Source organism: Streptomyces diastatochromogenes (assembly GCF_002242805.1).
GTDB lineage: Bacteria > Actinomycetota > Actinomycetes > Streptomycetales > Streptomycetaceae > Streptomyces > Streptomyces diastatochromogenes.
In genome coordinates this window covers 142,017-153,630 of sequence record NZ_MCGQ01000001.1, presented here as the reverse complement: position 1 = coordinate 153,630, position 11,614 = coordinate 142,017, and the positions used below count along the sequence as shown (strand labels likewise).

General features: G+C 66.8%; 11 protein-coding genes, 1 tRNA gene and 1 pseudogene. 8 read left to right on the top strand and 5 right to left on the bottom strand.

Annotated elements, in window-relative coordinates:
- Positions 1-39: 39 nt before the first annotated feature.
- Positions 40-312: a hypothetical protein gene (locus BEK98_RS00695; protein WP_425276574.1), complete on the bottom strand. Its 273-nt coding sequence runs from the start codon at positions 310-312 to the stop codon at positions 40-42.
- Positions 313-407: 95 nt separating this feature from the next.
- Between BEK98_RS00695 and BEK98_RS00690 the strand changes: the two genes are divergently transcribed.
- A complete protein-coding gene (locus BEK98_RS00690; RefSeq protein WP_244201685.1) occupies positions 408-1,838 on the top strand; it encodes a M1 family metallopeptidase in 1,431 nt (476 codons plus the stop codon).
- A gap of 227 nt (positions 1,839-2,065) precedes the next feature.
- The gene (locus tag BEK98_RS00685; RefSeq protein WP_094214319.1) at positions 2,066-3,274 is read left to right on the top strand and encodes an ISAs1 family transposase; all 1,209 of its coding nucleotides are present in this window, start codon (positions 2,066-2,068) and stop codon (positions 3,272-3,274) included.
- A 94-nt stretch (positions 3,275-3,368) separates the two neighbouring features.
- Here the strand turns inward: BEK98_RS00685 and BEK98_RS48500 are convergent, their stop codons facing one another.
- A complete protein-coding gene (locus tag BEK98_RS48500; RefSeq protein ID WP_143684061.1) occupies positions 3,369-3,617 on the bottom strand; it encodes a hypothetical protein in 249 nt (82 codons plus the stop codon).
- A gap of 176 nt (positions 3,618-3,793) precedes the next feature.
- Positions 3,794-3,870: transfer RNA gene (locus BEK98_RS00680), tRNA-Met, on the bottom strand.
- Between the two features lie 515 nt (positions 3,871-4,385).
- Here BEK98_RS00680 and BEK98_RS00675 point away from each other — a divergent pair.
- Positions 4,386-5,057, top strand: coding sequence for a hypothetical protein (locus tag BEK98_RS00675; RefSeq protein ID WP_244201684.1), 672 nt, complete (start codon positions 4,386-4,388; stop codon positions 5,055-5,057).
- Between the two features lie 306 nt (positions 5,058-5,363).
- Positions 5,364-5,837: a hypothetical protein gene (locus BEK98_RS00670; protein WP_143684060.1), complete on the top strand. Its 474-nt coding sequence runs from the start codon at positions 5,364-5,366 to the stop codon at positions 5,835-5,837.
- A gap of 162 nt (positions 5,838-5,999) precedes the next feature.
- Here BEK98_RS00670 and BEK98_RS00665 read toward each other — a convergent pair.
- A pseudogene (locus BEK98_RS00665) lies at positions 6,000-6,874 on the bottom strand (IS701 family transposase); the annotation flags it as partial.
- A 155-nt stretch (positions 6,875-7,029) separates the two neighbouring features.
- On the opposite strand from BEK98_RS00665, the gene BEK98_RS48495 reads away from it, so the two are divergent.
- Entirely contained in the window at positions 7,030-7,488 is a 459-nt protein-coding gene (locus tag BEK98_RS48495) for a hypothetical protein (protein WP_143684059.1), read from the top strand.
- A gap of 366 nt (positions 7,489-7,854) precedes the next feature.
- Positions 7,855-8,616 carry a hypothetical protein gene (locus BEK98_RS00660; RefSeq protein WP_094214317.1) on the top strand — a complete coding sequence of 254 codons (762 nt, stop codon included), beginning with the start codon at positions 7,855-7,857 and terminating at the stop codon, positions 8,614-8,616.
- On the opposite strand, the gene BEK98_RS00655 is transcribed toward BEK98_RS00660, so the two are convergent.
- Positions 8,587-9,425, bottom strand: a protein-coding gene (locus tag BEK98_RS00655) for an IS5 family transposase (RefSeq protein ID WP_244201683.1) whose coding sequence is annotated in 2 segments (ribosomal slippage) — positions 8,587-9,105 and positions 9,108-9,425 — 837 coding nt in all. Because the reading frame shifts where the segments join, the coding sequence is not laid out codon by codon here. The genes BEK98_RS00660 and BEK98_RS00655 overlap by 30 nt on opposite strands.
- A gap of 931 nt (positions 9,426-10,356) precedes the next feature.
- Between BEK98_RS00655 and BEK98_RS48490 the strand changes: the two genes are divergently transcribed.
- On the top strand, positions 10,357-10,647 hold the full coding sequence (locus tag BEK98_RS48490) for a hypothetical protein (RefSeq protein ID WP_143684058.1): 291 nt from the start codon (positions 10,357-10,359) through the stop codon (positions 10,645-10,647).
- Positions 10,648-10,685: 38 nt separating this feature from the next.
- Positions 10,686-11,499 (top strand): IS5 family transposase gene (locus BEK98_RS00650; protein WP_094214315.1). Its coding sequence is split into 2 segments (ribosomal slippage): positions 10,686-11,035 and positions 11,034-11,499, totalling 816 coding nucleotides; the frame shifts between segments, so codons are not numbered across the junction.
- Positions 11,500-11,614: the final 115 nt, after the last annotated feature.

Here is an 11,614-nt window from a genome sequence, read left to right as displayed (position 1 = left end):
GCCCAGGGCCGCGTCGTTCAGGTGATGTGTCCTGGTTGATCACATGATGCCGAGGGTGATCAGTGGACGGTTGGCGTCGCGGGTGTGGTGGCGGAGTCCAGCGGCGATGTTCGTCTGGTTGGCGAGTCGGAGAGCGCCGATGGCCAGGTTGCGCAGGGATGCCATGGCACGTGGAGCGGTGCCGGTGCGTACGCGGGAGGCGTCCTCGGCGTACGTGGTGTCCCTGACGTGGTGGATCTTGTTCTCGATGCCCCACTGTGCGCCAACGTACAGCGAACATCCCCTGCGTACCCTGGCATTTTCGCCGCCCAAGCGGAGCCGACCTCCTCTCTTCGCGCGGGCCTGTGTCGGCCGTGGGGAACCCTGTGACAAGATCCGCTGGCATGTCATCTGTCGTGTCGTCTGCCATGCCTTCGTTGCCTTCGTCGCCCACGGGCCCCTCAAGAACCGGTCGCCGTCTGCTGGTCGCCCTGCTCGCCCTGCTCGCGCTGCTCGCGACAGCAGGCTCCACCGTGGCCGAGGCCGGCACGCCGTCCGGCCCGGCGCCCGGCGCCGCGGTGAGAGCGGCCGAACCCGCGACGCCCGACCGCCCCAGCTACGACGTGAAGCTGCGCGCCGACGCCGACGGCTCCCACTGGGCGGGCCGGCAGACGGTATCCTTCCGCAACGCCTCCAGCCGGCCCCTGCGTGAGGTGTACATACGCCTGTGGGGCAATGGCGAGGACGGCTGCGGGACATCCGGAAGACCGTCCCCCGTCCGCGTCTCCCACGTGCGCGGCGGCACTCCGGGCCGCCCCGGCGTGAAGTGCACGGCGCTGCGCATCGCTCTGCCGAGGCCGCTCGCACGCGGTGAGCGGACGGCCGTCTCCTTCGACGTGGCCCTCACCGTGCCCGCACGCAACAACCGCTTCGGCCGCGAAGGCGCGTTCCGCTTCCTGGGCAACGCGCTGCCGGTCCTCGCCGTGCACGACGCGAGGGGGTGGCACCTCGATCCGTATGTGTCGTACGGCGAGAGCTTCTACACCCTGGCGAGCGACTTCCGGGTGCGCCTCGACCACCCGTCCGCCCTCAAGGTCCCGGCGACCGGCAGCACATGGACCCGCCCCGGCGGTACCGGGCGTACGGTCACCCACAGCGTCGCCAAGCGGGTGCGGGACTTCGCATGGGCGGCGGGCCCGTTCCGCACCGCGACCCAGACCTCGCCCGGCGGCGTGCGCGTGAAGTCGTACTGGTCGCCGAACACGCCCGCCGCCGGTGTCCGCCTCAACCGCAAGGACGGCGTCGCCGCCATCGACCGGTTCGGCAGGGAGTTCGGCCGCTATCCGTACGGCGAGATCGACCTCGTGATGACCCCCGGGTTCGCCGGCGGCATGGAGTACCCCGGCCTGGTCATCCTCGGCACCGAGGAGGAGGGCGGCGCCACCGTCCACGAGATCGCCCACCAGTGGTGGTACGGCATCGTGGGCAACGACGAGTACAACTCACCCTGGCTGGACGAGAGTTTCGCCCAGTACGCCAACGCGCGCTACTACCGCTGGGACGGGTTCGAGTGCTCGCCGGACGGCTCCTGGCCGAGCGCCACCGCCGCGCTCACCAACTCGATGGCCTACTGGTCTACACACCGTGGCGAGTACTTCCAGGTCGTGTACGGGATCGGCCCTTGCGTCCTGGCCGACCTGGAGCACGTCCTCGGGGCCGGCACCATGGCGCGCCTGATCAAGAAGTACGCCCACGACCACTGGTACGGCGTCTCCACCACCGCCGGCTTCAAGAAGGCCGCACAGTCGATGACGCACAGGGACCTCGGCCCCTTCTGGCGGAAGCACCGCATCCGCTGAAGTCGCACTCCGCTCGCGGGTGACGGGCGTACCCCGTCGGCGCCACGATGACGGTGACCGACGGGGTACGCGGGCAGGGCGGCGTCGTTCCGGCGGTGCATCCGGGTTGATGGGGCTTCAGGAGCTGGGGCAGGACTGCGGGGTGGTCGGCGGGGGCTGACGCGGAGGCAGGCACGACTTCCGGTGATCATGAGGTGTCGAGTCCCTGATCACCACGACGGAAGACCGTGCCTGCCCGCTCATCCTCGCTCATCCCGCGCCCTCTGGGCCAACTCGCCGACACCGCGCCGACCGTCCCCGATGACCTCCCCGGCCTGCTGACCTGCCTGGCTCAGGTGCCCGATCTCCGCCGGGACCAGGGCCGACGCCACCCGCTCGCCTTCGTCCTCTCCCTGGCCGCGTGCGCGGTCCTGGCCGGAGCGAAGTCCCTGGCCGCGATCGCGGAGTGGGCCGCCGACGCCCCGCCCAACGTCCTGGCCCGGCTCGGTGGCCCATGCCGGGAGCCGGACCGCGGCCCCGTCGCCCCGGCCGAGGCCACCGTCCGTCGTGTCCTCCAACGCATCGACGGCGACGCGCTGGATACAGCCGTCGGAAGTTGGCTCGCCGGGCGCGAACGCGCCGCCGGCCAGGAGGAGAACGACAGCGACCGGCGGCCCCTGCCCTCCCTCGCCGTGGACGGCAAGACCGTGCGCGGTGCCCGCCGCACCGACGGCACCCAGGTCCATCTGCTCGCCGCGATGACGGGGACCGGCCTGGTCACCGCCCAGCGCGAGGTGGACGCCACGACCAACGAGATCACCGTCTTCCAGCCCCTGCTTGCCCCGCTCAACCTGCACGGCACGGTGGTCACCTTCGACGCCCTCCACTCGCAGACCGCCCACGCGCGCTTCCTCGTCGAGGACAAGCACGCCCACTACATCGCGCTGATCAAGGGCAATCAGCCCACCCTGCACCAGTGGCTGAAGGCCCTGCCATGGCGGGAAGTGCCACTCCTGGACAAGACGCGGGCCACCGCGCACGGCCGCGACGAGATCCGCCGGATCAAGGCCGCCGCCGTCGCCGGGATCGCGTTCCCACACGCGGTGCAGGCCGTCCAGATCGTGCGCCGCCGACGGATCGTCACCACCGGCAAGGTCACCCTGGAACGCATCTACGGGGTGACCGACCTGACCGCGGAGCAGGCCGACGCAACCGAGATCGCCCGCCGCGTCCGCGGCCACTGGGGCATCGAGAACAAGATCCACCACGTCAGGGACACCACGTACGCCGAGGACGCCTCCCGCGTACGCACCGGCACCGCTCCACGTGCCATGGCATCCCTGCGCAACCTGGCCATCGGCGCTCTCCGACTCGCCAACCAGACGAACATCGCCGCTGGACTCCGCCACCACACCCGCGACGCCAACCGTCCACTGATCACCCTCGGCATCATGTGATCAACCAGGACACATCACCTGAACGACGCGGCCCTGGGCCCCGGCACGCTGCTGCCCCGCCCCGCCGCTTTTCCCGGTTCCGCCCGCCACGACCTCAGCCCTCGTCCATGCCGTGCCGGTCAGCGTGGTGACGGAGAAGATCGGGCAGGTCCGCGCCGAGCTTGCCCGCCAGCACGACGTCGCCGTCTCCACGGACCACGCCGGCAGTCGGCGCAACCAGATGTTCATCAACAAGATCTTCTCGACAACCGACGTCAGCAACGGTCGCCGACAACAGAGCCGGTGACGGGGGCGACATCTTCAAGGTGCCCGGCACGGTCACGCTCAACGACACCTGAATCAAGCGCAACCACCCGAACAACTGCGCTCCGCCCGGAAGCGTCCCCGGCTGCACCGACTGCTCAGCGCCGTCTTCTATACCCGCCGGGGCGAGCTTGTCGGTGGTGAGTTCACTCCGTGGGCCCGGCGTCCTACATGCTTCCGGCCCCCTCGATGTTGGTGTCGAGGGGGCCGGTGCGTTGGTAGCGGGGACAGGATTTGAACCTGCGACCTCTGGGTTATGAGCCCAGCGAGCTACCGAGCTGCTCCACCCCGCGTCGGTACGCCCAGCTTACGGCATACGCGCGAGCTGGAGGCCACCACCCCGCGTGGGGCCGGGAAGCGGGGTGCGCGAGGCGTCAGCCGGGTGCGTCACGCCTCTTCCACTCAGCGCCTCGCTACGCCAAGAACCCACGAGGCGCGCAGCATGCCGAGGCAGGCGCCGGCCGTCCCAGCCACCAGCGTGGGGTCGTCGAGGAGGAGCCAACCGAACGCTTCAGAGACCAGACCGAGGGCACCGCCGCCAATCATGTTGGAGGCGATGGTCAGGAGTACTCGGACGAGATGAGCTGTCGCAGCCAAGGTTGAGTGTTTCTCGCCGAAGGTTGAGCGACCCCAGCGTGGTGAGGGCCAGGCTCGTCTCGGCCTCTTGGGGCACGCCCTGATGCCGGCTCAGCCGACGGGCCTGGAGCGCGAGCGTTTCTCCGGCCCGAGTGGACCTGACCCGGATCTGCGTCGGATGCTCGGTGCAGCAATACCGCCCTTACTTGTCCCTGCCAGAGAGGCTCCTTCCTTGTCGTCTTCTCTCTATCGTGTGTGCGAGTCCTTTTCCGACGCGCCGAGCGCGCTGTCACGGGCACGCGTGATCATGCGCGACCTGGCCGACTCGGTCGGTGTGCCTTGGCCTCAGCTGGAGGAGGTCACCACACGCGAGCAGTACCTGCACGCGGTGCACACCTTCAGCGTCGGACGGGTCGCCGGGGAGCGGTATCAGTCTGGCATCGGCCCCTTCCTGGACGAACTGACATGTCGTGGTATCGCGTTCGATCGTCAGGAGTCGAGTCACTTGTTCATAGCGGACATGCAGCTCCGCCCAGACCTGGCCGACCTCTGGCCGCTGCCCGAAGGCATGACCTTCCATCTGAACCTGACCCCGCCCTTCGGCGGCCCGGAAAGCGAGCCTGAGGATGACTGCACCGAGGAGGAACTGGACCGGATGGTCTCCGTACTCGGGCCACTGACCATGAACGTTAGCTGGGGTTGCAGCTGGCGGGGCGTGCCCGACTTCAAGAACTGCGGCATCCAACTCTGTCTGAACAGCGTCTGGACCGAGCAACACCCCGAGCCGGCCCCCGGTGAATTCGGGGTCTGGGTCGCCCTCGGCTCCCGTGCCGACTGGAGCCCGGCGGGCAAGGCATGGCTGCGCGACTCCGGACTGATCCTGGGCAAACCCCAGGCGGGCTGATGACGCCAATGGAGCGGCCGCCCTCTACCGAACAACGCCAACTGCGGTAGGCGGTGGTCCGGCCACTCAACCTTCGCTGAGAATGTTCAACCTTCGCTGCGAGAGATCACGAGAGTCTGCATGCGAGCATCCTTCCAGGGCGTTCTGACAATGGGGCTACCGACGGAACTCGCCGACCTGGGTCCTGTGGCGTTTCCTCGTGTGGCGATCCCGTGATGGGATCGTCAAGTTCCCGGCAAGCCGGTCCGACGATGTCGGCGACGTCAAATCATGGGAACGCCGTTCGCAATCCCGCATTATCACCATGTGAGACGTGTACCGAAATGGGTTGGACTGCTGTATGTAGTCATGGTCGGGGCGTTCCTGGCGTGGTACATCGCACGCGGCCGCCAGGTCGAAGATCTGGTCACCGTGGCGTCCGCCTTCACCGTCCTGCTGGCGCTACCTGCCGCAGTGATCGCCGTGCTTCACCGCGACAAAAGCAGGCTGGCACCCTCCCGGCTGAATGAAGTGGCCGACCAACTCGCCCAGGGGGTGCGCCGACAGTGGGAGGCCGAGGCACAGGTGCGCCGCCTCAATGACCCCTTTCCGCTGTCGGTCGAATGGGTCGCGGCCGACGCGGACCTGGTGGAGTCGTGGCCGCACTTGAAGGAGCTCGCCGAAGGCTGGCCTGGCCAGTCCTCTGAAGCCGCCTCCGCGTGGGCTGTGAGCCCAGAGGACTGGCCGGTCAGGGGGGTGAGATCGCCAAGACCTTCGAGCGCGTTCCCACCCGCCGTCTAGTACTGCAACGGTGCTTGTTCTGATCGCTGGGCAGCTTTGAGGGGCTGTGTCCGCGTTGTTTGTAATGGCTGATGCGGGCTTGGTGTTGGCGTCGTCGCCGCCAGTGTGACCAGTGCAGGATGTGGTCGACGGTCATAGTCCGGCGGTCGGTGAGGCGGGTGATCAGTCGTCTGATCTCGGCGAGGCTGAGATGGATGAGCTGGGAGGATCCGTTTCTGCATTGTCGGCATCCAGTTTCGTAGGACGGTCAGGCAGGCGTGGGCGGCCATGGCCAGGGTCATGTGGCGGTGCCGGCCGGGATAGCGTCGGACCTGGTAGTCGTCCAGGCCGCATTCCTGCTTCGCGCTATGGAAGCATTCCTCGATGGCCCACCTGCTGCCCGCGATGCGGATCAGGTCGTCCAGGGTGGTGTCGACCGGGCACTAGGCGATGTAGTGGGAGATCTCCCCGGGTCGGCGACGCTGCGGCGGGCGATGACCCAGTGGCGGCGATCGGGCCGGTGCCAGGGCCGGACCGCGATGCGTGCCCAGTCGTAGATCCGCAGGCCGTGAGACCCGGTGTCGCAGGAACGGCGCTTCCACTTCTGCCGCGGCAGGCCGTTGAACAGGTCGTGGACGGGATGGTCGATCGCCCAGCGGGTGACGACGGGATCGTGGCGGGTGGTGGCCATGACGCGGAAGACATCGGCCTGCTCCAGCTCGAACCGCCAGCCCTTGGAAAAGCCGTAGGCGGCATCCGCGGTCACCCACCGAAACGGGATCCGGTCCGCGATTGCGCGGCGGATCATTGCCTTCGCCATGGCGACCTTCGTCTCGAAGGCGACGTTGTCACCGATGCAGGCCCGGCGGCACCGCTCGCGGTGCTCCATCCAGGAGGTGGGCACATACAGCCGTCGGTCGATCAGTGTCCGTCCACGCGGGGTGGCATATGCGAGGAAGGCGCCGATCTGGCAGTTCCCCGTCCGTCCTGCCGTGCCGGAGTACTGCCCGCTGCACCCCGGCCGACCGCAGCCCGAGGCGTAGCCCCGATGGGTCGACGTCGACAGCCCCTCATGATCGACCTGATAAGGATGAGGCCAGATCGCAAGGTCGGGGATACCTGCAGACGCTGTCTTCACCTGACGGGCGGCGCCTGCTGCCGTGCCTCGGTCATTGGGACTCCACCGACCGGTCCGACGTGCTAAACCGTTGTCATGGACCAGGGGTTAGCAGCGTTGATCGCGGCACTGGCGAGCCTGATCGGTGGCCTAGTGGGTGCTCTCATCGCCAGAGGTGCAGCAGTACGAGCGGCAAGAATCAACGCGGAGGCATCGGTCGCCACAAAACGCTACGAGGCCCAGCTTCTTGCATACCAGGCCTTTCAGACCTCACTGAATCTACTGCGACGCTCCATTACAGCTACCGACGTTGTTCTAGCAGATCTCGAAGCAGCCGATCAGGTAGTCCACGACAACATTAACGTGGTCTCGAGTCTGGCGCCCAAGGACGTGGCTGACATCGCGATCGACATCGGCTGGACGTGCAGGACTATCAGAGAAGGCATCCAATATGGAGATATCGCCTCTCCCGATGAACGAAATGATGCGTGGCGAACACGGATCCAGCCGAAGCGAGAGGCTCTGAACGTGGCCATCCGTGAGCATAGTGTCTAACAGCACGAGCCCCCTTTCGGGCCGCCCTGAGGCCGGGGAAGGGCACTGAGCAATGACAGAATCTGACATCTGGTCACCGTCTGTCTCAGTTTGCGTCTCATTTGGCGGCGTTCGCGGTCGTTCAAGCGGGACTCCGATCCCAAAACCGCGCAGCGCCGGCATGAACGCAGGAGAACGCCCTGGCACGAGGCCCTTAGAGCTCGTAACACGATCTTGGTCGTGTCGTCGAGGCATCACGTTCGCCGGATCAACGCTGGGCTGCTCTGGCGAGCTGCCAAGCTACGGATTGGTCCTGGAGGGCGGCGCTCTCTGGCGGACTGGTGGTCTCTTGGCGATGCGGCTCGGGCTTCCGATACGTTCTGTGGCATGAGTGGCAGCTTCGACGTAGCCCATGCTCTGGATGGCGGGATTTCCGATCGGGAGCGGGCCTGGCGATTCATCCGCACCTTTGCTGCCGCTTGGGGCGATGCGCTGGCCGAGGACGACGGCACGCCCAGGGCGGGGCTGGCGCAGGCGGAGGCGATGCTCGGCCGCTCCCTGCCGACTGCGCTGCACGAGTTCCATGCGCTCGTGGGTGGCCGGCCCGACATGGTCGCCAACCAGGACCCGCTGTTGCCTCCTCACGAGGTGTTCGTGCATGACGAGGGTGGCGGTGTCCTCGTCTTTCGCAGTGAGAACCAGGGCTGTGCCTTCTGGGGTGTGCGCCTTACCGACCTTGACCGGGACGATCCTCCGGTGCTGGTTCAGGCGCGGCACGGCTGGGTGCCGTTCTTGGACCGGGTGGCCTTGGCCTGTGTCGAACTCGTACTGAGCGAGGCACTGTTCGGCGGTGGGGGACGGCTGTACAACGCGTGCGAGCTGCCCGTGGATCTGCTTGGTGCGGTGCCCGAACACTTTCAGCGGGTCCAGTTGCCGGACTACGCAATGTGGACGGGTCCGGAGGAATTCCCTGTGCGTTGGTTCTCTGCCCCGGGCAAGCTGCTGCGCCAGGATGGCCTGGGCGTCCACAGCTGGCTTCACGTCCGGGGCCGGACCCGCGCCGATTTGGATGCGATCTGCGCCGCCGTTCCTGGGCGGTGGTCCCTGGGATATACCGAGTCACTCAGCTCGGAGCCGCTGCCCTTCTGATCTGCTGCTGACCTTCTTGAGGCGTCTCCAGCAGATGAGGCCGCAGGCGAGGGAGACGAGAGCGTCGTGCAGGTCGAGGCGCCGTTCCCAGCGGACAGCCAGGCGCTTGAAGTGGTGCAGGAGCGAGAAGGTCTGCTCGACGACGTAGCGGAGCTTGCCCAGGCCCTTGATGTTGGGGGCGCCCTTGCGGGAGATCACCGGCAGGATCCGGCGCTTGCGCAGCTCGCGCCGGTTGGGGTTGCTGTCGTAGCCCTTGTCGCCCAGAAGCGCGTCGGGGCGCCTACGCGGCCGGCCGGGCTTTCCGGCCACGGGCGGGATGCCGTCGACCAGCGCCAGGGTCTGAGTGACGTCGTTGACGTTGGCCGCGGTGGTGATGACCTTGAACGGGGTGCCCTTCCCGTCGCAGATCAGATGGTGTTTACTGCCCGTCTTCCCGCGGTCGACCGGTGACGGGCCGGTCGCCTCGCCCCCTTTTTCGCGCGGATGTGGGAGGCATCCACGCAGGCCCGGGTCCAGTCCAGGGCGTCGGCCGCATGCAACTCAGCGAGCAGGATGCCGTGCAGCGTCTCGAAGACGCCGGCCTCATGCCGCCGACCTAGCCGACGCCAGCACGTCTGTCCGGAGCCGAACCCCAGCTCCAGCGGCAGCAGTTGCCAACTGACGTCGTTGTAGAGCACGTGCAGGATGCCCTGCAGGCACCGCCGGTCATCCACCGGCCTCGGGCCGGGAGCCTTCCGCGGCCACGGCGGCAGCAACGGCTCGATCAGCTCCCACAGTTCATCCTCCACGTTCCACGGCCGATTCCCCACGCCTCACGAACGGTGGAATCGTCGTACCGGTCACGCCCGACCAGCACCCATCCGCAAGATCGTGTTACGAGTTCTTAGCTCATCAACACAGTTGGAAAGCGCGCACCGCGAAGAGCGCGCCTGACGTGCTGACCCGCGTGCGATGGATGGTCTGTTACCGCCAGCCACGCGCCCTGCCCCGTGCCTGCGAGGTGGCCCACACTGGATGCCCGAACGCGAAGGAGTTCACGGAAGGGGGAGGGGGATCGTGGGTGAGTAGAAGCAAGGGAAGTGCGGTTGGCCTACGACGGTGGGAGGCCGCTGTCGCAACAAGACGCTGAAGGGCACGTCACGGTGCTACCTCCATCAAGGTGAGTGGACGAAACGCGGCCAGGCCGAACTGAAGACGAGGGCGAGCAGGCGTGGCAAGAAGTGAGCCGGCTCCGGCCCCGGAGACCTCAGCAGCTTTGGAGGGGCGCCTGTCGAACTTCACGAGCTCCCGGACCGACGTGGCTCGGGGATCTCTTCTGAGCCACGCCCCTTGGTCGCGCTCTCCTCTTACCGAGACAGCAGACCGCCCCAATGCTCCGTAGAGTACGGGCAACCACTGACACCTCCCGTGCCCCACAAGCCGCACCAGATCGGGCGGGGAACAGCGGGGAGCCACCGTGAATGCCACGGTGCCGCCCCAGGCAGGGAGCCAGTCGTTCACCCAGGTCAGACGTTAGATCGGCCCCGATATTGCAGTTTCCCAAGCTGATGTTCGCCACCGCGCACCCCTGTTGCACTCCCGCTCGATCGGCATGGCGCCTTCACCAGCGCCAAGACCCGCGCCACAGTGTCTAGAGCCGCGGACTCAGTATCAAGCCGAAGGTGAGAAGTTCCTATGCCAAATGGTGACCACATCGTACGTGGGTACTTCGGTCTCGGCGATAACGAGAGCGTCGTTCATGTGACCAGCGATGAAGGCTTTCTCCTGCACATCTGGGCCAGGAATATCGAAACCTCGCAAGGTGGCGTACAAGTGCTGACGCCCCCAAGTCAGTTTCGAGGAAGTGGGGCGACGGGACCTCAAGATGGGTTGGTCCTTGACGTCCCTGCCCAGACTGGCATGACCCTCGGATGCATTGGGGCACAGGCCGGCGAGACCATCGATCTCTCGAATGCTTTTGGCGCCAGAGTGACTGTATTTCTAACAGTTGTCACGGCACGCGGTGCAGCGGTGACGATGACCAGTGAATGACACCGTGCCCTACATGGTCAGTAGGTCGTTGGCCGAGCATGGGGAGTGCGCGGTGGGGATGGATCGTGCCCGATGGGCTCTGGGAGATCGCCAGACCGTTGCTGCCGCCGGCGCGAGTACGGCCGCAGAGCGGCGGGGTGGCCAACATCGATGACGAGGCGGTGTTCGCGGCCATCATCTACGTCCTGGTCAGCGGCTGTGCCTGGCGGGCTCTGCCGCCGTGTTTCGGGGCGTCGAAGTCGACGGTGCACCGCCGGTTCCTGATCTGGTCGCGGGCAGGTGCCTGCGGACGGCTGCACCAGAAAGTAATCGAGATGCTCGCCGGCCAGGGCCTGGTCGACCTCTCCCGGGCAGTACTCGACTCCGCTCACGTCCGCGCCAAAAAGGGGCGAACTTGCAGGTCCGTCGCCTGTGGACCGGGTCAAGCCAGGTTCGAAGATGCACGTCCTGTCCGACGCGAACGGACTGCCCCTACGCGTCGGCCCCTCTGCGGCCAACACCCATGAAAGCCTCGGACTGAAGCCGATGGTCGCCCATTTCCACATAGGACACGAATCCCACAGCGACCAATCCAAGCCCCAACGGCTCCAGGCCGACAAAGCCTACGCCCTCCCCGACCTGCGGCAATGGCTGCACCACCAACACATTGGCGTCCGCATCGCTCGCAAGGGAATCGACTCAAGCGAACGGCTGGGCCGCCGGCGGTGGGTCATCGAGCGCACGATCTCCTGGCTGACCGGCTACGGCCGCCTGTCACCCCGCTACGAGCGTCATCTCCGCAACTATCTGGCCTTCCTCGGCCTCGCCGCGACCCTCTGCTGTTACAAACGCCTCCTCAAACTGACCATGTAGGACACGGTGTAAGTCATGCTGGGGCAAGGCCATCGCGTCACCTCTCGCTTCAACGAGCTTCGCTACTCGGCGAGTTGCGCGATGGTCACCCCATGACCAGGGGCTATGCGGTGAT

Excerpts from the sequence above, each read along its gene's own strand:
- BEK98_RS00690 (WP_244201685.1), top strand. The coding sequence starts at position 408 with ATGCCTTCGTTGCCTTCGTCGCCCACGGGCCCCTCAAGAACCGGTCGC.
- BEK98_RS48495 (WP_143684059.1), top strand. The coding sequence starts at position 7,030 with ATGGACCAGGGGTTAGCAGCGTTGATCGCGGCACTGGCGAGCCTGATC.
- BEK98_RS00660 (WP_094214317.1), top strand. The coding sequence starts at position 7,855 with ATGAGTGGCAGCTTCGACGTAGCCCATGCTCTGGATGGCGGGATTTCC.